Origin of the sequence: Streptomyces sp. WG7 (assembly GCF_049975785.1) — a bacterium.
Taxonomy (GTDB): Bacteria; Actinomycetota; Actinomycetes; order Streptomycetales; family Streptomycetaceae; genus Streptomyces.
Genome location: NZ_JBNGGE010000027.1, coordinates 1 through 18,266 on the forward strand (window position 1 = coordinate 1; position 18,266 = coordinate 18,266).

18 protein-coding genes are annotated in these 18,266 nt (G+C 71.2%); 1 reads left to right on the forward strand and 17 read right to left on the reverse strand.

The features are described from left to right. The 5 genes from carA to pyrR form a co-directional block, all read right to left on the reverse strand. On the reverse strand, positions 1–935 hold a 935-nt coding region (gene carA / locus ACP4J0_RS24160; RefSeq protein WP_426600767.1), incomplete at its 3' end, for a glutamine-hydrolyzing carbamoyl-phosphate synthase small subunit. Then, positions 932–1,498, reverse strand: coding sequence for a hypothetical protein (locus ACP4J0_RS24165; protein WP_426600768.1), 567 nt, complete (start codon positions 1,496–1,498; stop codon positions 932–934). The genes ACP4J0_RS24165 and carA, both read right to left, overlap by 4 nt. Further along, the gene (locus ACP4J0_RS24170) at positions 1,495–2,781 is read right to left on the reverse strand and encodes a dihydroorotase (protein WP_426600769.1); all 1,287 of its coding nucleotides are present in this window, start codon (positions 2,779–2,781) and stop codon (positions 1,495–1,497) included. Before ACP4J0_RS24170 ends, ACP4J0_RS24165 begins: the two co-directional genes overlap by 4 nt. A gap of 5 nt (positions 2,782–2,786) precedes the next feature. Further along, positions 2,787–3,767 carry an aspartate carbamoyltransferase catalytic subunit gene (locus tag ACP4J0_RS24175; RefSeq protein WP_426600770.1) on the reverse strand — a complete coding sequence of 327 codons (981 nt, stop codon included), beginning with the start codon at positions 3,765–3,767 and terminating at the stop codon, positions 2,787–2,789. A 114-nt stretch (positions 3,768–3,881) separates the two neighbouring features. Next, on the reverse strand, positions 3,882–4,511 hold the full coding sequence (gene pyrR, locus ACP4J0_RS24180; protein WP_426600771.1) for a bifunctional pyr operon transcriptional regulator/uracil phosphoribosyltransferase PyrR: 630 nt from the start codon (positions 4,509–4,511) through the stop codon (positions 3,882–3,884). 298 nt (positions 4,512–4,809) lie between these two features. Between pyrR and bldD the strand changes: the two genes are divergently transcribed. After that, entirely contained in the window at positions 4,810–5,313 is a 504-nt protein-coding gene (gene bldD, locus ACP4J0_RS24185) for a transcriptional regulator BldD (RefSeq protein WP_398136652.1), read from the forward strand. A 143-nt stretch (positions 5,314–5,456) separates the two neighbouring features. On the opposite strand, the gene nusB is transcribed toward bldD, so the two are convergent. The 12 genes from nusB to ACP4J0_RS24245 form a co-directional block, all read right to left on the reverse strand. Further along, the gene (gene nusB, locus ACP4J0_RS24190; protein WP_426518876.1) at positions 5,457–5,891 is read right to left on the reverse strand and encodes a transcription antitermination factor NusB; all 435 of its coding nucleotides are present in this window, start codon (positions 5,889–5,891) and stop codon (positions 5,457–5,459) included. 2 nt (positions 5,892–5,893) lie between these two features. Next, positions 5,894–6,460 carry an elongation factor P gene (gene efp / locus ACP4J0_RS24195; RefSeq protein WP_398136554.1) on the reverse strand — a complete coding sequence of 189 codons (567 nt, stop codon included), beginning with the start codon at positions 6,458–6,460 and terminating at the stop codon, positions 5,894–5,896. A 68-nt stretch (positions 6,461–6,528) separates the two neighbouring features. Beyond that, a complete protein-coding gene (locus ACP4J0_RS24200; RefSeq protein ID WP_426600773.1) occupies positions 6,529–7,638 on the reverse strand; it encodes an aminopeptidase P family protein in 1,110 nt (369 codons plus the stop codon). A 172-nt stretch (positions 7,639–7,810) separates the two neighbouring features. Further along, complete coding sequence (locus ACP4J0_RS24205) at positions 7,811–8,779, reverse strand: Pro-rich N-terminal domain-containing protein (RefSeq protein ID WP_426600774.1); 969 nt, start codon at positions 8,777–8,779, stop codon at positions 7,811–7,813. Between the two features lie 197 nt (positions 8,780–8,976). Then, positions 8,977–10,068: a 3-dehydroquinate synthase gene (gene aroB / locus ACP4J0_RS24210; protein ID WP_426600775.1), complete on the reverse strand. Its 1,092-nt coding sequence runs from the start codon at positions 10,066–10,068 to the stop codon at positions 8,977–8,979. Further along, entirely contained in the window at positions 10,065–10,580 is a 516-nt protein-coding gene (locus ACP4J0_RS24215; RefSeq protein WP_426600776.1) for a shikimate kinase, read from the reverse strand. Before ACP4J0_RS24215 ends, aroB begins: the two co-directional genes overlap by 4 nt. After that, complete coding sequence (gene aroC, locus ACP4J0_RS24220) at positions 10,577–11,761, reverse strand: chorismate synthase (protein WP_426600777.1); 1,185 nt, start codon at positions 11,759–11,761, stop codon at positions 10,577–10,579. Before aroC ends, ACP4J0_RS24215 begins: the two co-directional genes overlap by 4 nt. Before the next feature lie 205 nt (positions 11,762–11,966). Beyond that, positions 11,967–12,806: a shikimate dehydrogenase gene (locus tag ACP4J0_RS24225; protein ID WP_426600778.1), complete on the reverse strand. Its 840-nt coding sequence runs from the start codon at positions 12,804–12,806 to the stop codon at positions 11,967–11,969. Then, on the reverse strand, positions 12,787–14,532 hold the full coding sequence (mltG, locus tag ACP4J0_RS24230) for an endolytic transglycosylase MltG (RefSeq protein WP_426600779.1): 1,746 nt from the start codon (positions 14,530–14,532) through the stop codon (positions 12,787–12,789). The genes ACP4J0_RS24225 and mltG overlap by 20 nt, the downstream gene beginning before the upstream one ends. Before the next feature lie 128 nt (positions 14,533–14,660). Further along, entirely contained in the window at positions 14,661–15,125 is a 465-nt protein-coding gene (gene ruvX, locus ACP4J0_RS24235; RefSeq protein WP_426600856.1) for a Holliday junction resolvase RuvX, read from the reverse strand. Positions 15,126–15,208: 83 nt separating this feature from the next. Beyond that, complete coding sequence (alaS, locus tag ACP4J0_RS24240; protein WP_426600780.1) at positions 15,209–17,881, reverse strand: alanine--tRNA ligase; 2,673 nt, start codon at positions 17,879–17,881, stop codon at positions 15,209–15,211. Further along, complete coding sequence (locus tag ACP4J0_RS24245; RefSeq protein WP_426600781.1) at positions 17,881–18,261, reverse strand: hypothetical protein; 381 nt, start codon at positions 18,259–18,261, stop codon at positions 17,881–17,883. Before ACP4J0_RS24245 ends, alaS begins: the two co-directional genes overlap by 1 nt. Between the last annotated feature and the right edge of the window lie 5 nt (positions 18,262–18,266).

The following is an 18,266-nucleotide window of genomic DNA, read 5'->3' on the forward strand; positions in this document are numbered from 1 at the left end:
TCGACCGCGAACCCGTGGTTGTGCGCGGTCACCTCGACCTTGCCGGTCGTACGGTCCTGCACCGGCTGGTTGATGCCCCGATGCCCGTACTTCAGCTTGAAGGTCCCGAAGCCCAGCGCACGGCCCAGGATCTGGTTCCCGAAGCAGATCCCGAACAACGGGGTGCCACGCTCCAGGACACCCCGCATCACGGAAACCGGGTGATCGGCGGTGGACGGGTCACCGGGGCCGTTGGAGAAGAACACACCGTCCGGCTCGACCGCGTAGACGTCCTCGACGGTCGCCGTCGCCGGCAGCACGTGCACCTCGATGCCACGCTCGGCCATCCGGTGCGGGGTCATGCCCTTGATGCCGAGGTCGACGGCGGCGACGGTGAACCTCTTCTCGCCGACCGCCGGGACGACATACGCCTCGGTGGTGGCGACCTCGGCGGAGAGGTCGGCGCCGGTCATCTCGGGGGCTTCCTGGACGCGGGCCAGCAGCGCGGCGTCGTCCTGGATCGCGTCCCCGCTGAAGATGCCGACGCGCATGGCGCCGCGCTCGCGCAGGTGGCGGGTGAGGGCGCGGGTGTCGATGCCGGAGATGCCGACGACGCCCTGGGCGGCCAGCTCCTCGTCCAGTGAGCGCGTGGAGCGCCAGTTGGAGGGCACGCGCGCGGGGTCGCGCACGACGTAGCCGGAGACCCAGATCTTCTTGGACTCCATGTCCTCGTCGTTGACGCCGGTGTTGCCCACGTGCGGGGCGGTCATCACGACCACCTGGCGGTGGTACGACGGGTCGGTGAGGGTCTCCTGGTAGCCGGTCATGCCGGTGGAGAACACGGCTTCGCCGAAGGTGGCCCCCACGGCCCCGTAGGCACGGCCGCGGAAGATCCGGCCGTCCTCCAGGACGAGTACGGCGGGAGTTTTCACAGCTCCCCGGGTGGAGGTCGTCATCGTGCGCCTTCCGTTTCCGTCTTCTTGATCATGTCGTTCAGTGTCTCGACCCACTCGTTGTGCTCGGCCGCGTGGTCGGAGCGGAAGCCGGAGTCGATCAGCTTGTCGCCGTGCTCCCAGGTGACGACCAGCAGGCCGCCCTCGGTGAGCACCTTGCCGGCGATGCCCTTGTCGAGCCGGGCCTCGCGCAGCGCCGTGACGGGGACGAAGAAGTCGTTCGCGCCGGGGCGTACGACGTCCAGGCCCGCGTCCGTCAGCGTGAGCTCGACCCGGCTGCGGGTGCCCAGGCCGTGCGCCACGATGCGGTCCAGCCACTGCCCGGCGCTGGTGGAGCCGTGGTAGCGGCCGCTCATCGTCAGTCTGGCCGGGCCCGGCTGTTCCGGCGCGGTGGGCAGCTCGGGCAGGTCGCCCTGGAGGGTGCTGCGCCACTTCCAGCCCTCGCGCATCAGCCAGTAGACGAGCGCGACGAACAGGCCGAGGCCGACGACCCAGCCGATGCGGGCGGCCCAGTCGGTCACTTCCGCCGATTCCTTCTCGGCGGCCAGTAGGATTACAGGTGTCACGTGAGCTTCCCGTCGACGAGCGTGGCCTTGCCCCGCAGCCACGTGTGCGTCACACGGCCCGGCAGCTCACGCCCCTCGTAGGGGGTGTTGCGGCTGCGCGAGGCGAAGCCCGCGGGGTCCACCTGGCCACGGTATGCCGTGTCGACGAGGGTGAGGTTGGCGGGCTCACCAGCCGAGACGGGACGGCCGTGTCCGGTGGCCTGTCCGATCTGCGCGGGCTTGACGGACATCCGGTCGGCGACGCCGGCCCAGTCCAGCAGGCCCGTGTCCACCATGGTCTCCTGGACCACCGACAGCGCGGTCTCCAGGCCCACCATGCCCATGGCGGCGGCGGCCCACTCGCAGTCCTTGTCCTCGTGCGGGTGCGGGGCGTGGTCGGTGGCGACGATGTCGATCGTGCCGTCGGCGAGCGCCTCGCGCAGGGCCATCACGTCGCGCTCGGTGCGCAGCGGCGGGTTGACCTTGTAGACCGGGTTGTAGGAGCGGACCAGCTCGTCGGTGAGGAGCAGGTGGTGCGGGGTGACCTCGGCGGTGACGTCGATGCCGCGGGACTTGGCCCAGCGGACGATCTCGACGCTGCCCGCCGTGGACAGGTGGCAGATGTGGACGCGGGAGCCGACGTGCTCGGCGAGCAGCACGTCCCGGGCGATGATCGACTCCTCGGCGACGGCCGGCCAGCCCCCGAGGCCCAGCTCGGCGGAGACGACGCCCTCGTTCATCTGGGCGCCCTCGGTCAGCCGGGGCTCCTGGGCGTGCTGGGCGACGACGCCGCCGAAGGCCTTCACGTACTCCAGGGCGCGGCGCATGATCACGGCGTCGTGGACGCACTTGCCGTCGTCGGAGAAGACGGTGACGCCGGCCGCGGACTCGTGCATGGCGCCCAGCTCGGCGAGCTTGCTGCCCTCCAGGCCGACGGTGACGGCGCCGATGGGCTGCACGTCGCAGTAGCCGGACTCCTTGCCGAGCCGCCAGACCTGCTCGACGACGCCGGCGGTGTCGGCGACCGGGAAGGTGTTGGCCATGGCGAAGACGTTGGTGTAGCCGCCGGTCGCCGCCGCGCGGGTGCCGGTCAGGACGGTCTCGGAGTCCTCGCGGCCGGGCTCGCGCAGGTGGGTGTGCAGGTCGACCAGGCCGGGCAGCAGCACCTTGCCGTCGGCCTCGACGACCTCGGCGCCGTCGGCGGACAGGCCGCGGCCGACCGCCTCGATGACGGAGCCGTCGATCAGCACGTCCTGCGGCTCGCCGCCGAGCACCTTCGCACCGCGGATCAGGGTCTTGCTCATCTGTCTTACTTCTCCTCGGTGGTGCGGGCGTGGGTCGCGGCGGGTTCGTTGCCGCCGAGCAGCAGGTACAGGACGGCCATCCGGATGGACACGCCGTTGGTGACCTGCTCGACGGCGGTGCAGCGGTCGGAGTCGGCGACCTCCGCGGTGATCTCCATGCCGCGGACCATCGGGCCGGGGTGCATCACGATGGCGTGGTCGGGCATCTTGGCCATGCGGTCGCCGTCGAGGCCGTAGCGCCGGGTGTACTCGCGCTCGGTCGGGAAGAACGCGGCGTTCATGCGCTCGCGCTGCACGCGCAGCAGCATCACCGCGTCGGACTTGGTCAGCGTCGAGTCGAGGTCGTACGAGACCTCGCAGGGCCAGGTCTCCACGCCGACCGGCAGCAGGGTGGGCGGCGCGACGAGGGTGACCTCGGCGCCGAGGGTGTGCAGCAGGTCGACGTTGGAACGGGCGACCCGGCTGTGCAGGATGTCGCCGACGAGGGTGATCCGGCGCCCGTCCAGGTCCTTGCCGAGGCCGGCGTCGCGGCCGACCAGGCGGCGGCGCATGGTGAACGCGTCCAGCAGGGCCTGGGTGGGGTGCTGGTGGGTGCCGTCGCCGGCGTTGATGACGTGGGCGTCGATCCAGCCGGAGGTGGCCAGGCGGTACGGCGCGCCGGAGGCGCCGTGCCGGATGACGACCGCGTCGACGCCCATGGCCTCCAGGGTCTGGGCGGTGTCCTTCAGGGACTCGCCCTTGGAGACGCTCGAACCCTTGGCGGTGAAGTTGATGACGTCCGCGGACAGGCGCTTCTCGGCGGCCTCGAAGGAGATCCGGGTCCTCGTCGAGTCCTCGAAGAAGAGGTTGACGACGGTACGGCCGCGCAGGGTGGGCAGTTTCTTGATCGGCCGGTCGGCGACCCGGGCCATCTCCTCGGCGGTGTCGAGGATCAGGACGGCGTCGTCGCGGGTGAGGTCGGCGGCCGAGATGAGATGACGCTGCATCTGTCAGGCTCCGTAAGGCAATTCATGCGGAAGAACGGGATAATTCGGGCGGCCGGGCGCGCGCGTGGGCACACCGGGCGGGCGTACGGCACGGCGGTACGCGTTCGCGAGGTGCTAGTGGTGGGCGCCCGGGGCGGCCGGCTTCGCGCCGAGCAGCACGGTGTCGCGACCGTCCTCCTCGGCGAGCTGGACCTTGACCGTCTCCCGCAGTGACGTGGGGAGGTTCTTGCCGACGTAGTCGGCGCGGATGGGCAGTTCGCGGTGACCGCGGTCGACGAGGACCGCGAGCTGCACCGCGCGCGGGCGGCCGATGTCGTTCAGCGCGTCGAGGGCGGCCCGGATGGTGCGGCCGGAGAAGAGCACGTCGTCGACCAGGACGACCAGCCGGCCGTCGATGCCGTCACCGGGAATCTCGGTGCGGGCCAGCGCACGCGGCGGGTGCATGCGCAGGTCGTCGCGGTACATGGTGATGTCGAGCGAGCCGACCGGCATCTTGCGCTCGGTGATCTGCTCGAGCTTTTCGGCGAGCCGCCGGGCCAGGAAGACACCCCGGGTCGGAATGCCGAGGAGCACCACGTCGTCGGCGCCCTTGGCGCGTTCGACGATCTCGTGGGCGATGCGGGTCAGGACCCGTGCGATGTCGGGCCCTTCGAGAACGGGCCGCGCTTCGGACCGCGTGTCCGGCGGGGTGTTCTCGCGTGCGTTCTGCCGCACGTCCTGCTGATGGTTCTGCCGCTTGTCCATAAGAAACGGACCTCCTTCTCCGCCTCACGGGACGGACGTTAAAGGACGTCGGATATGCGCCACCTACGGTATCAGGCTCACAAGAGCGCCTCCGACGGCACCCCGAACACTCCCCCGTCACCCTTGTGCCGCGTCCGCGTCACCCGCTCGGAGTAACGGATCGCGGATACCACGGAAGAGCCGGTGCGGACCATTCGGCTTGACGCAGGAGAGTAACGCTGCGTAACCTCACAGTGAGTTACCAGCCGAGCGGCACGCAACACAGCAGGCCGCGTCGACACCTTGTCCGGGGAGCCATATGTCCAGCGAATACGCCAAACAGCTCGGGGCCAAGCTCCGGGCCATCCGCACCCAGCAGGGCCTTTCCCTCCACGGTGTCGAGGAGAAGTCCCAGGGCCGCTGGAAGGCCGTCGTGGTCGGTTCGTACGAGCGCGGCGACCGTGCCGTCACCGTGCAGCGCCTCGCCGAGCTGGCGGATTTCTACGGCGTTCCCGTGCAGGAGCTGCTGCCGGGCACCACCCCGGGCGGTGCCGCCGAGCCGCCGCCGAAGCTGGTCCTGGACCTGGAACAGCTGGCCACGGTGCCGGCCGAGAAGGCGGGCCCGCTGCAGCGTTACGCGGCCACGATCCAGTCGCAGCGCGGTGACTACAACGGCAAGGTGCTCTCGATCCGCCAGGACGACCTGCGCACGCTCGCCGTCATCTACGACCAGTCGCCCTCGGTCCTCACCGAGCAGCTGATCAGCTGGGGTGTCCTGGACGCGGACGCGCGGCGCGCCGTGGCGTCCCACGAGGAGGTCTGAGGCACGACCGCCTCAGCAGAAACGTGCCGCCGGGGCTCAGGCCGGGCGGTGCGGCGTGACCGCGCCGGAGGGCCCGCAGCGCGCCTGCTGCGGGCCCTCCGGCGCGGTGGGGGTCTTTCCCTCTGTCGGTCCCGGCGCCTCTCTCAGCTCTCGTCGCGACGCAGCGAGGGCTTGAGGTCCTTCAGCCGGCCGAGCAGTCCGTTGACGAACGCGGGCGAATCGTCCGTGGAGAACTCCTTCGCCAGCTGCACCATCTCGTCCAGGACGACGGCGTCCGGGGTCGCGTCGACCCAGATCAGCTCGTACGCGCCCAGGCGCAGGATGTTGCGGTCGACGACCGGCATGCGGTCGAGCGTCCAGCCGACCGAGTACTGGGCGATGAGCTCGTCGATGCGCTGCGCGCGCTCGGCGTAGCCCTCGACCAGCTCCATCGTGTACTCGCTCACCGGCGGCTGCCGGGTGTCGGACCGGGAGTGCCGGACCCAGTCGGCGAGTACCGTCAGGACGTCGGCGCCGCGCTGATCGCCCTCGAAGAGGATCTGGAAGGCGCGCTTGCGGGCCGTGTTGCGGGCAGCCACGGTTAGCTGTTCACCCGGCCGAGGTAGTCGCTCGAGCGGGTGTCGACCTTGATCTTCTCACCGGTGGTGATGAAGAGCGGGACCTGGATCTGGTAGCCGGTCTCCAGCGTGGCGGGCTTGGTGCCGCCGGTGGAGCGGTCGCCCTGGACGCCGGGCTCGGTCTCCTGGATGGTCAGCTCGACGGCGGCGGGCAGCTCGACGAAGAGCACCTCGCCCTCGTGCTGGGCGACGGTGGCGGTGAAGCCCTCGATCAGGAAGTTGGCGGCGTCGCCGACGGCCTTGCGGTCGACGTGCAGCTGGTCGTAGGTCTCCATGTCCATGAAGACGAAGTACTCGCCGTCCATGTAGGAGAACTGCATGTCACGCTTGTCGACAGTGGCCGTCTCGACCTTGACGCCGGCGTTGAAGGTCTTGTCGACGGTCTTGCCGGAGAGCACGTTCTTGAGCTTGGTGCGCACGAAGGCAGGGCCCTTGCCGGGCTTGACGTGCTGGAACTCGACGACGGACCAGAGCTGGCCGCCTTCGAGCTTGAGCACCATGCCGTTCTTGAGGTCGTTCGTGGAAGCCACGGTTGCGGAATCTCCTGGACTGGACTGACGTGGACGACCTCGGGGCGGGCAGGCGCGCAGCGCGAAGGCTAGAGCGCGAGCAGCTCCTTGGTCGTGATGGTGAGTAGCTCGGGTCCGCCGTCCGCCTCGGGGCGCACGACGAGCGTGTCATCGATCCGGACCCCGCCCCGGCCCGGGAGGTGGACCCCCGGTTCGACGGTGACCGGCACACAAGCGTCCAGTTTACCCATGGCCGCGGGGGCCAACTGCGGGTCCTCGTCGATTTCGAGTCCGACACCGTGGCCGGTGAGGGTCGGAAGGTTCTCCGCGTACCCGGCCGAGTCCAGTGCCTGGCGGGCGGCGCGATCGACATCGCGGCAGGCGGCGCCGGGTGCGAGGGCCTCCCGGCCGGCCCGCTGGGCGGAGAAGACGAGGTCGTACAGTTCGATCTGCCAGTCGGCCGGCGAGGTGCCGATGACGAACGTACGGCCGATCTCGCAGCGGTAGCCGCGGTAGGTCGCGCCCAGGCAGACGGAGAGGAAGTCGCCCTCCTCCACGCGCCGGTCGGTGGGGCGGTGGCCGCGGCGCCCCGAGTTCGGGCCCGTGCCGACGGAGGTGGGGAAGGCGGGGCCGTCGGCGCCGTGGTCGACCAGCCGGCGCTCCAGCTCCAGGGCGAGGTGCCGCTCGGTGCGGCCGACCAGGATGGACTCCAGGAGTTCGCCGAGGGCCTGGTCGGCGATCTCGGCGCCGATGCGCAGGCAGGAGATCTCCTCCTCGTCCTTGACCACCCGGAGCTGCTCGACCGCCTGACCGAGGTCGGTCAGGCGCAGCCGGGGTGCGACCGAGTGCATGGCGCGGTGCCGGACCACGGTGAGGTGGTGGTCCTCGGTGGCGAGGGACTCGGCCCCCTGGGCCGCGGCGAGGCCGGTGGCCGCGACGGCCGGGTCACCGCCGGGTCCGGGCAGCGCCCGCACCGGCAGGGAGTCGTCGGGCCGGACGCCGTCCGTCGGCCGGTCGTCCGGCGGGCCCGAGCAGACCAGCAGATCCTCGGTCTTGCCGAGCAGCAGCACGGCGCCGTGCGGGGCCGCGCCCGCGAGATAGCGCACGTTGGCGGGCCGGGAGACGAGCGCCGCCGCGCTGCCGCCCGCGTTGCAGCGTTCTCGTAGGCGCGTCCGGCGGGCCGCGTACACCTCTGACATGGGCCGAGCGTAAGAGCTCCGCTCGGGGGGCGCCGCTCGGGAGAGGCCGAGTGGGGAAGCGAGGGCGGTCGGTCTGCGGGGGGCGACTGGAGGTTGTGCGCCGTCCGGCCGCCGGTGGGGCTGGTCGCGCAGTTCCCCGCGCCCCTTCGGGCGCTCCCCGGTCTCCCTCTCGCTACCAGTTCGGCGGGCTTGCTATGGAACGGGTCAGGACCTCGTTCAGGACCTGGGCGGTTTCCGGTATGTCCAGCGTGGAGTTGTCGATGATCGGGAGACCCGAGCCGTACCAGCCGGCCATACGGCCGTGGATGCGGGCGACCTCCTCGTCGGTGAGCCGCCGGTTGCCGCTGCGTTCGGCGTTGCGCTCCAGGACGATGTCCAGGCCCGGCAGGAGGACGACCGGGAGCAGGCCGGGGCCGACGTGCCGCTTCCAGCCGCCGAGGCCGACGACGGGGCGGTCCGGGAAGACCGCGTCGTCGAGGATGCAGGAGATGCCGTTGGCGAGGAAGTTGCGGGCGGAGAAGCCGCAGGTGCGGCGGGCGAGGCGGTACTGGGCCTCGGAGTTCTCGTTCCACCCGGTCTGGGGGTCGGCGAAGCCGGAGCGGACCCATTCGCGGACGTCGTCGAGGCTGATGTGGGCGGTGGGGACCCGGCGGTGGTCCGCCCAGTACTTGGCGACGCTGGTCTTGCCGGCTCCCGCGGGTCCGATGAGCAGCACCGCCAGGGTGGTCGTGGCCGGGTCGGGCGCGGTGGACGCGGCAGGCGGCACGCTGGGCACGGCCACGGGGCCGCCGGGCGGCAGCGGTACGTGGCCGGTGGTGTCCGGCGGGGGCGGCACGGGAGCCGCCTGGTGCGGACCCGGAGCCTGGTGCGGACCCTGGGCCTGGTGAGGTCCCGGGGCCGGGTGAGGTCCCGGAGCCTGGTGCAGACCTTGGGCCTGGTGAGGTCCCGGAGCCTGGTGCGGGGCCTGCTGGGGAGCCGCGGGGTGCGGGGCCCGCATGGGGTAGCCCGGCGCCGCGGGCGGCGGTACGGGGCTGGAACCCTGGTGCGGGCCCGGGTGGTGCGCGGCCGGTGACCAGCCGACGGCCGGTCCGTGCCCCGGCTGATGGGGCGGCGGCAGCGGAGAACCCACTGCGTGCTGCATCCGGTGCCACTCCGTCTCGTACAGGCGATGGGCGCTGGCGGCGGGAAGGGGGGCCCGCCCGCTTCCCCACAGCCTAAAGGGCGTGAGGGGATCCCCGTCCGAACGGTACCGCCCCCGGCCGTCGTTCGGTGAACGGCCGGGGGCGGTACGAAGTGCCCGTCGCGCAAGGCGAATCGGGCGGAAGGTGCGGCGGGGTACTACTCGCCCACCTCGCCGTAGGCGGCGAGGAGGACGGCCGGGTCGGGTCCCTCCAGCACGGTGGGCTTGGCGAGGCCGTCCAGGACGATGAAGCGCAGCAGGTCTCCGCGGGACTTCTTGTCGACCTTCATGTTCTCGACGAGCTTGGGCCACTGGTCGTAGCGGTAGTGCAGGGGCAGGCCGACCGCTTCGAGGATGCTGCGGTGCCGGTCGGCGGTGGCGTCGTCCAGACGGCCCGCGAGGCGGCCCAGTTCGGCGGCGAAGTGCATGCCGACGGAGACGGCGGCGCCGTGACGCCACTTGTAGCGCTCGTTCTTCTCGATGGCGTGGCCGAGGGTGTGGCCGTAGTTGAGGATCTCCCGCAGGCCCGCTTCCTTCAGGTCGGAGGAGACGACCTCCGCCTTGACCTTGATGGAGCGCACGATCAGCTCCGCGGTGTGCGGTCCGGCCGGGGTGCGCGCGGCCTGGGGGTCGGACTCGATCAGGTCGAGGATCGCCGGGTCGGCGATGAAGCCGGCCTTGATGACCTCGGCGAGTCCGGAGACGTAGTCGTTGACCGGGAGCGAGTCCAGGGCGGCCAGGTCGCACAGGACGCCGGCGGGCGGGTGGAAGGAGCCGACGAGGTTCTTGCCCTCGGCGGTGTTGATGCCGGTCTTGCCGCCGACGGCCGCGTCCACCATGGCCAGCACGGTGGTGGGGACGGCGATCCAGCGGACGCCGCGCAGCCAGGTCGCGGCCACGAACCCGGCCAGGTCGGTGCTGGCGCCGCCGCCGACGCCGACGATCACGTCGGTGCGGGTGAAGCCGGACTGGCCCAGCGCCTTCCAGCAGTAGGCGGCGACCTCGGCGGTCTTCGCCTCCTCGGCGTTGGGCACCTGGATGGCGATCGCCTCGTAGCCCTGCCCCGCGAGGTCGGCGCGCAGCGCGTCGCCGGTCTCGGCGAGGGCCTCCGGGTGGATCACCGCGACCCGCTTGGCCCTCGGGCCGATCAGCCCGGCCAGCTCGCCCAGGAGCTGTCGGCCCACCAGAACCTCGTAGGCATCGCTGCCCGCGGTGCCGCCGACCTGGATCCGGGTGACTGCCTCGCTCATGCTTCCTTCAACTCCACTGCGTCCAGGACGGCTTGGGTGACTTCTTCGGGCGTGCGGCCGTCCGTGGCGACGACGACCGTGGCGACCTCTTCGTAGAGGCCGCGGCGGGCCTCCATCAGCTCGCGCCACTGCTTGCGCGGGTTGACCGCGAGGAGCGGGCGCGCGGCGTTCAGGCCGGTGCGCCGGACGGCCTCCTCGACGTCCATCGAGAGGTAGACGACGCGCTGTCCGGCGAGCAGCGCGCGGGTGTCGGCGTCCAGGATCGCGCCGCCGCCGAGGGCGAGAACGCCCTCGTGCCCGGCGAGCGCGGTCCGTACGGACTCCTTCTCCAGGGCCCGGAAGGCCGCCTCGCCCTCGTCGACGAAGATCTCGGCGATGGCCCGTCCCTGCGCGGAGACGATGTCCTCGTCCGTGTCCCGGTAGCCGGTGCCGAGGCGCTCGGCCAGCAGCTGCCCCACCGTGGACTTGCCGACGCCCATCGGTCCGACCAGGACGATCAGCGGTGCGCTCATCGGATGGCCAGGTTGTCGAGGTAGGACCGCACGTTGCGGCGGGTCTCCGGCACGCTGTCGCCGCCGAACTTCTCCGCGACCGCGTCCGCCAGGACCAGGGCGACCATCGCCTCCGCGACGATGCCGGCCGCCGGCACCGCGCACACGTCGGAGCGCTGGTGGTGGGCCTGGGTGGCCTCGCCGGTGGCGACGTCCACGGTCTTGAGCGCCCGCGGCACGGTCGCGATCGGCTTCATGGCCGCCTTCACGCGCAGCAGCTCGCCGGTGGTCAGACCACCCTCGGTGCCGCCGGAGCGGCCGGACGCCCGCCTGATGCCGTCGGGACCGGCCAGGATCTCGTCGTGCGCCTTCGAGCCCGGCACCCGGGCCAGGTCGAAGCCGTCGCCGACCTCGACGCCCTTGATGGCCTGGATGCCCATGAGGGCGGCGGCCAGCCGGGCGTCCAGCCGGCGGTCCCAGTGCACGTGCGAGCCGAGACCGACCGGGACGTCGTACGCCAGCACCTCGACCACGCCACCGAGGGTGTCGCCGTCCTTGTGGGCCTGGTCGATCTCCGCGACCATCGCCTTCGAGGCGTCCGCGTCCAGGCAGCGCACCGGGTCGGCGTCCAGCTTCTCGACGTCCGCCGGGGTCGGGTACACCCCGTAGGGGGCCTTCGCCGCAGCCAGTTCGACGACGTGACTGACGATCTCGATGCCGGCCGTCTCCTTCAGGTACGACCGTGCCACGGCGCCCAGGGCCACCCGGGCGGCCGTCTCCCGCGCGGAGGCGCGCTCCAGGATCGGCCGGGCCTCGTCGAAGCCGTACTTCTGCATGCCCGCGAGGTCGGCGTGGCCGGGGCGGGGGCGGGTCAGCGGCGCGTTGCGGGCCAGGCCGGCCAGCACCTCCGGGTCGACCGGGTCGGCCGCCATGACCTGCTCCCACTTCGGCCACTCGGTGTTGCCGACCATGACCGCGACCGGGGAACCGAGGGTGAGCCCGTGCCGGACGCCGCCGAGGAAGGTGACCTCGTCCCGCTCGAACTTCATGCGTGCGCCGCGACCGTAGCCGAGCCGTCGCCTCGCCAGATGGTCCGCCACCATGTCCGTGGTGATCGGTACGCCGGCGGGCAGACCCTCCAGCGTCGCGACGAGTGCGGGACCGTGGGACTCCCCCGCGGTCAGCCAGCGCAACCTGCTCAACGGTGCTCCTCAGTGCTCGCGCCCCGGTTATGCCCTGCGTACGCGTCTTCTCTGCGTACGGCGACGGCGTGTCCGGGTGCGCGGCCCCGGTCCGCCACCTCCGATCCTCCCACGTCCGGGCCCCGGACCCGGCCGCCGGTCCATCTGGCGGACGGTGGCGCGGACGCCGGACGACGCCGTGGGCGCGCCCGCGGGACCACGGAGGCTAGCGGTCCGCCAGGGCCCGCTCCCCCGCCGTGCGCATGGCGGCGAGGGGGGCCGGAGCGCGGCCCGTCATCTGCTCCACCTGGAGCACCGCCTGGTGCAGCAGCAGGTCGAGGCCGCTGACGACCGCACCGCCGTGGGCCGACCAGCGGGCGGCGAGGGCGGTCGGCCACGGGTCGTAGAGCACGTCGAAGAGGGTCGCGGGCATCTCCGGGACGGCGGCGGCGAGGGCGTCGGTGGCGCCGGCCGGGGTGGTGGCCACCACCAGAGGGGCGTGCAGCGCCTCCTCGGCGTCCGCCCAGTCCGCGATGCGCACGTCGACGTCCAGCCGCTCGGCCCAGCCCCGCATCTCGGCGGCGCGCGCCCGGCTGCGTACGTAGACGGCGATCTCGCCGGTGCAGATCCGGGCCAGCGCGGCCAACGCGGAGGACGCGGTGGCGCCGGCGCCGAGGACGGCCGCGGTCTCGGCCTTCTCGATGCCGTGCTCGCGCAGGGCGGCGACCATGCCGGGGATGTCCGTGTTGTCGCCGGTCCTGCGGCCGTCCTCGGTGAGGACCACGGTGTTCACCGCGTCCACGGAGGCCGCCGTCTCACTGATCCCGTCGAGCAGCGGGATGACCGCCCGCTTGAGCGGCATGGTCAGCGACAGCCCCGCCCACTCGGGACCCAGCCCCTCGAAGAAGCCGGGCAGCGCCTCCTCGTCGACGTCGAAGCGGTCGTACGTCCAGCCCTCCAGGCCCAGCTCGGCGTAGGCGGTGCGGTGCAGGGCCGGGGAGAGGGAGTGGGCGATCGGCGAGCCGAGGACGGCGGCCCGCCGACGGTCAGTTGCCCGAGCTGGCATCGAACTTGTCCTTCAGCTTCAGGAAGTCGTCGTGCGTCTTGGCGAACTCGGTCTTGCTCAGGCCGTCGGTGGCCACGAAGTACATCCAGCCGTCGTCCGTGGGATCGAGCGCCGCCTTCAGGGCCTCTTCGCCGGGGTTGCTGATGGGTCCGGGCGGCAGGCCCTTGTTGGTGTAGGTGTTGTACGGGTCCGGGTTGCTGTTGATCTCGGACTCGCTGATGTGGATCTCGCTCTGGCCGAGCAGGTAGTTGAAGGACGAGTCGAACTGCAGTTCCTGGTTGGTCTCGGTGTTGGTGGGCTTGAGCCGGTTGTAGATGACCTCGGACATCATGCGGAAGTCCTCGTGCGTCTTGCCCTCCGCCTGCACCAGGCTCGCCACGGTGAGCAGCTGCCACGGATCTTCGAGGCCGAGGCCCTCCGCCTTCTCCTCGAGCCCGATCTTCTCGTACTGCTCGCTGGCCCGCGCCACCATCTGCCTCAGCACGTCCTCGGGCTTCTGGCCCTTGGCCGCCGAGTAGCTCGACGGGTAGAGGAAGCCCTCCAGCGGGTCCTTGACGTTCTCGTGGTTCATCGCCCAGTCGGGCAGGCCGAGGTTCTTCCACTCGGCCTTGGCGACCTTGGCGGTGGTGCCCTCGTCCAGTTCGAGGCGCTTGTCGATATCCTTGTAGATGCTGGCGTTGCGTTTGCCCTCGGCGATGATCAGGTTGCTGCGGCTCTTGGGATTGAGCAGCAGCTCGATCGCGGCCTCGGCCGACATCTCCTTCTGCAGCGTGTACACGCCGTCCTGGATGCTCTTGCCCTGCGGGTTGCTCTGCTGGGCGGCGATGAAGGCGTCGACGCTCTTCACCACGCCCTTCCGCTTGAGCTCCTGGCCGATGGTGGAGCCGCCCGCGCCCTTGGGGATCGTGACGGTCACCTGCTCGCCGTTGCCGTCACCCGCGTAGTCCGGGGCCGCGCCGAAACGTTCCTGGTAGAACTGGAAGCCGAAGTATCCGACTCCCGCCACTGCGCCGCCCAGCACCAGGCAGACCACGAGGCACGCGACTCCGTTGCGGCCCTTCTTGGGCTTGCCGCCCCGGCCCCTGCGGTCGCCCCGCGCTGCGCCGTCGTCGCCGCCGTCCTCTTTCTCGTCGGCGTCCCCGTCCGCGAAGAAGGCGTGCTCTCCCTCGTCGGGACCGGGGTCCCGGTCGGTGTCCTGCGGTTCGGGCTCGGCGCGCCGGCGGCCCGGTGGCTCGGGGGGCGGGTACGCCTCCGGGGTGCCGTAGAAGTCGGGCTGTTCGGCGCCGTAGGCGGCGGCCTGCTGCCCGTAGGGGTCCGACGGGTCGGCGGGGTACTGCGCGGGAGGCTGCGCGCCGGTGCCCCAGCCGCCGTCGTCGTGGCCCTGCTGGGACTGTCCCTGGGGCGCGTACTGCTGGTCGTACTGCTGCTGACCGTACTGCTCGTACTGGTCGTACTGCGGATTCTGCTGGTACTGGTCGTACTGCGGCTCGGGGTGCTGCTGACCGTACTGGCCGTACTGCGACTGCTGACCGTAGGCGGACTGGCCGCCGTCGCCCCACTCGCCGTACTGCTGCTGGGACTGCTGCTCCGGATACTGCTGCGGCTGGCCGCCGTAGGGGGACTGCTGACCCGCGTGGGCCTGCTGTCCGCCCCATCCGCCGTCCCCGTACAACGGGTCCTCCGGATGCCACGGTTCGGAGCCTGGGCCCCGGCCATACTCAGTCATCGATCCCCTAGAGCCGCGAGGCGACGGCGCGCTCGGCCTGTCATGGAGGGCCGTCTTCCGTTCCGCCTCTTGCTGTGCGGTGGCTGTTCGAATGCCTCCGCATCGCGCGGAACGTTACCGTATCGCGATCAGATGACCACTTCGACGCCCTCACCGGGTGGCCTGCCTGACACCCGTTCGGATTCCAGTGCCTGCTGAAGGATGATCACAGCGGCGGCCTGGTCGATGACGGACCGGCCCTTCTTGGACTTCACTCCCGAGGCGCGCAGCCCCTGACTGGCGGTCACCGTCGTCATCCGCTCGTCGACGAGCCTGACCGGCACCGGCGCGATGCCGCGGGCCAGCTCCTGCGCGAAGCCCCTGACCTTGACCGCGGCCGGTCCCTCACCCCCCTTGAGGGAGCGAGGGAGACCGACGACGACCTCGATCGGCTCGTACTCCTCGACCAGCTGCCGCAGGCGGCGGTGTGCTGCCGGGATGTCCCGTCCGGGAACGGTCTCCACCGGCGTGGCGAGGATCCCGTCGGGGTCGCAGGACGCGACCCCGATACGGGCGTCCCCGACGTCGATCGCCAGGCGGCGGCCACGGCGCATGACCGGGCCGTCCGGCCGGTCGTCCGTCCGGCCCTCCGCCTGACCTTCCGTCCGGCCGTCCATCCGGCCGTTCCTCGCGTCGCTCACTTGGCGGTGTCCGCCACGAGCCGCTCGACGGCGTCGACGGCGTCACCGATGGCGGCCGGGTTCTGGCCACCGCCCTGGGCGACGTCCGGCTTGCCGCCACCGCCGCCACCGAGGGTCTTGGCGGCGGCACGCACCAGGTCACCGGCCTTGAGACCGCGCTCGCGGGCGGCATCGTTGGTGGCGATGACGGTGAGGGGCTTGCCGTTCACCGTGGTGAACAGGGCGACGACGGCGGCCCGGCCGCCCTGGATGCGGCCGCGCACGTCGAGGACCAGCTTGCGCAGGTCGTCGGCGGTGGTGCCGTCCGGGACCTGACCGGTCACCAGGGCGACACCGCGCACGTCCTTGGCGGAGTCGGCGAGCGAGCCGGCGGCCTGGAGGACCTTCTCGGCGCGGAACTTCTCGATCTCCTTCTCGGCGTCCTTCAGCTTGCCGAGCATGGCGGAGACCTTCTCCGGGAGCTCCTCCGGACGGCCCTTGATCAGCTCCTGGAGCTGGGCGACGACCGTGTGCTCACGGGCGAGGAAGTTGTAGGCGTCGACGCCGACCAGGGCCTCGATGCGGCGCACCCCGGAGCCGATGGACGACTCGCCGAGCAGCTTGACCAGGCCCAGCTGGGCGGTGTTGTGCACGTGGGTGCCGCCGCACAGCTCCTTGGAGAAGTCACCGATGGTCACGACGCGTACGCGCTCGCCGTACTTCTCGCCGAACTCGGCGATGGCGCCCTGCTTCTTGGCCTCGTCGATGCCCATGACGTCGGCGCGCACGTCGAGGTCGCGGGCGAGTACCTCGTTGATCTTCTGCTCGACGTCGGTCATCACGGCCGTCGGCACGGCGGACGGCGAGCCGAAGTCGAAGCGGAAGCGGCCGGGCTGGTTCTCGGAACCGGCCTGGGCGGCCGTCGGGCCGAGGGCGTCGCGCAGCGCCTGGTGGGTGAGGTGGGTGGCCGAGTGGGCGCGGGCGATGGCCTTGCGGCGCCGGTCGTCGATCGAGGCGTGGGCCTTGGCGCCGACGGTGATCTCGCCGACCTGGACGACGCCCTTGTGGACGTACACGCCCGGCACCGGCTTCTGGCAGTCCCGGACCTCGATGACGGCACCGGAATCGACCTTGATCCGGCCGGTGTCGCCGATCTGGCCGCCGCCCTCGGCGTAGAACGGGGTGCGGTCGAGGACGATCTCGACCTCGTCGCCCTCGGTGGCGGCCGGGGAGGAAGCACCGTCGACGAGGATGCCGACGATTCGAGACTCGCTCTCGGTGTCGCTGTAGCCGACGAAGTCGGTGGCACCGGCCTGGTCGGCGATCTCGCGGTAGGCGCCGGCGCCGGCGTGGCCGGTCTTCTTGGCCTGGGCGTCGGCCTTGGCGCGCTCCCGCTGCTCCTTCATCAGGCGCCGGAAGCCGGCCTCGTCCACGGAGAGCCCCTGCTCGGCGGCCATCTCCAGGGTGAGGTCGATCGGGAAGCCCCAGGTGTCGTGGAGCAGGAAGGCCTTGTCGCCGGCGAGGACGCTGCCACCGGCGGCCTTGGTGTCGCTGACGGCGGTGTCGAGGATGTTGGTACCGGCCTTCAGCGTCTTCAGGAAGGCGTTCTCCTCGGCGAGGGCGACCTTCTCGATCCGCTCGCGGTCGGTGATCAGCTCGGGGTACTGCTGCCCCATCATCCCGATCACGACGTCGGTCAGGTCCTTGACGACCGGACCGGTGGCGCCGAGCAGGCGCATGTTGCGGATGGCACGGCGCATGATGCGGCGCAGCACGTAGCCGCGGCCCTCGTTGCCGGGGGTGACACCGTCGCCGATGAGCATCACGGAGGTGCGCATGTGGTCGGTGACCACGCGCAGGGAGACGTCCGAGGCGTGGGCGTCGCCGTAGGCCACGCCGGTCAGCTCGGTGGCCTTCTTGATGACGGCCATGGAGGTGTCGATCTCGTACATGTTCTGCACGCCCTGCAGAATCATGGCGAGCCGCTCCAGGCCGAGCCCGGTGTCGATGTTCTGGCTCGGCAGGTCCCCGAGGATCTCGAAGTCCTCCTTGCCGATGCCCTCGCCCCGCTCGTACTGCATGAAGACGAGGTTCCAGATCTCCACGTACCGCTCGTCGTTGACGGCGGGGCCGCCCTCGGCTCCGAACTCGGGGCCGCGGTCGTAGTTGATCTCGGAGCAGGGGCCGCAGGGGCCGGGGACGCCCATGGACCAGTAGTTGTCCTTCTTGCCGAGCCGCTGGATGCGCTCGGACGGGACGCCCACGACGTCGTGCCAGATGCGCTCGGCCTCGTCGTCGTCCTTGTAGACGGTGATCCACAGGCGCTCGGGGTCGAGGCCGTAACCGCCCTTGTCCTGGGGGCTGGTGAGCAGCTCCCAGGCGAGCTTGATGGCGCCTTCCTTGAAGTAGTCGCCGAAGGAGAAGTTGCCGCACATCTGGAAGAACGTGCCGTGGCGCGTGGTCTTGCCGACCTCTTCGATGTCCGGCGTGCGCACGCACTTCTGCACGCTCGTGGCGCGGTCGAAGGGCGGCTTGACCTCACCCAGGAAGTAGGGCTTGAACGGCACCATGCCGGCCGGGACCAGCAGCAGAGTCGGGTCGTCCGCGATGAGCGACGCCGAAGGGACGACGGTGTGCCCGCGCTCCTCGAAGAAGCTCAACCAGCGGCGACGAATCTCGGCCGACTCCATCAGTGGTCCTCATTCCGGTTGTACGAGTACGTCGTCCTGTCGACGTACGTCGGGGTGTTGCCGTTCTCGGTGTTGCGGTTCTCGGTCTTGCGGTTCTCGATGGCGCGGGAACGCCGGGGTGCGGGGAGTTCGTGGTCGACGGGGGCGTTCAGCCCGAGCGCGTCGTCCAGTTCGGCCTCCCGCTGGGCCATGTTGTCGCGGACGTCGAGCGCGAAGCCCACCGCGCGGTCCTTGATCCGGGTGCCCGCGTCGAGCGCCTTGTTCGCCGCGGTGGCGGCGAGGCTCTCGGGGGTCAGCTGCCTGAGCTTCCGGTTGACCTTGGTGGTGGCCCACACACCGGCGGCGACGCCGGTGCCGAACCAGAACGTACGGCGGAACATCGCTG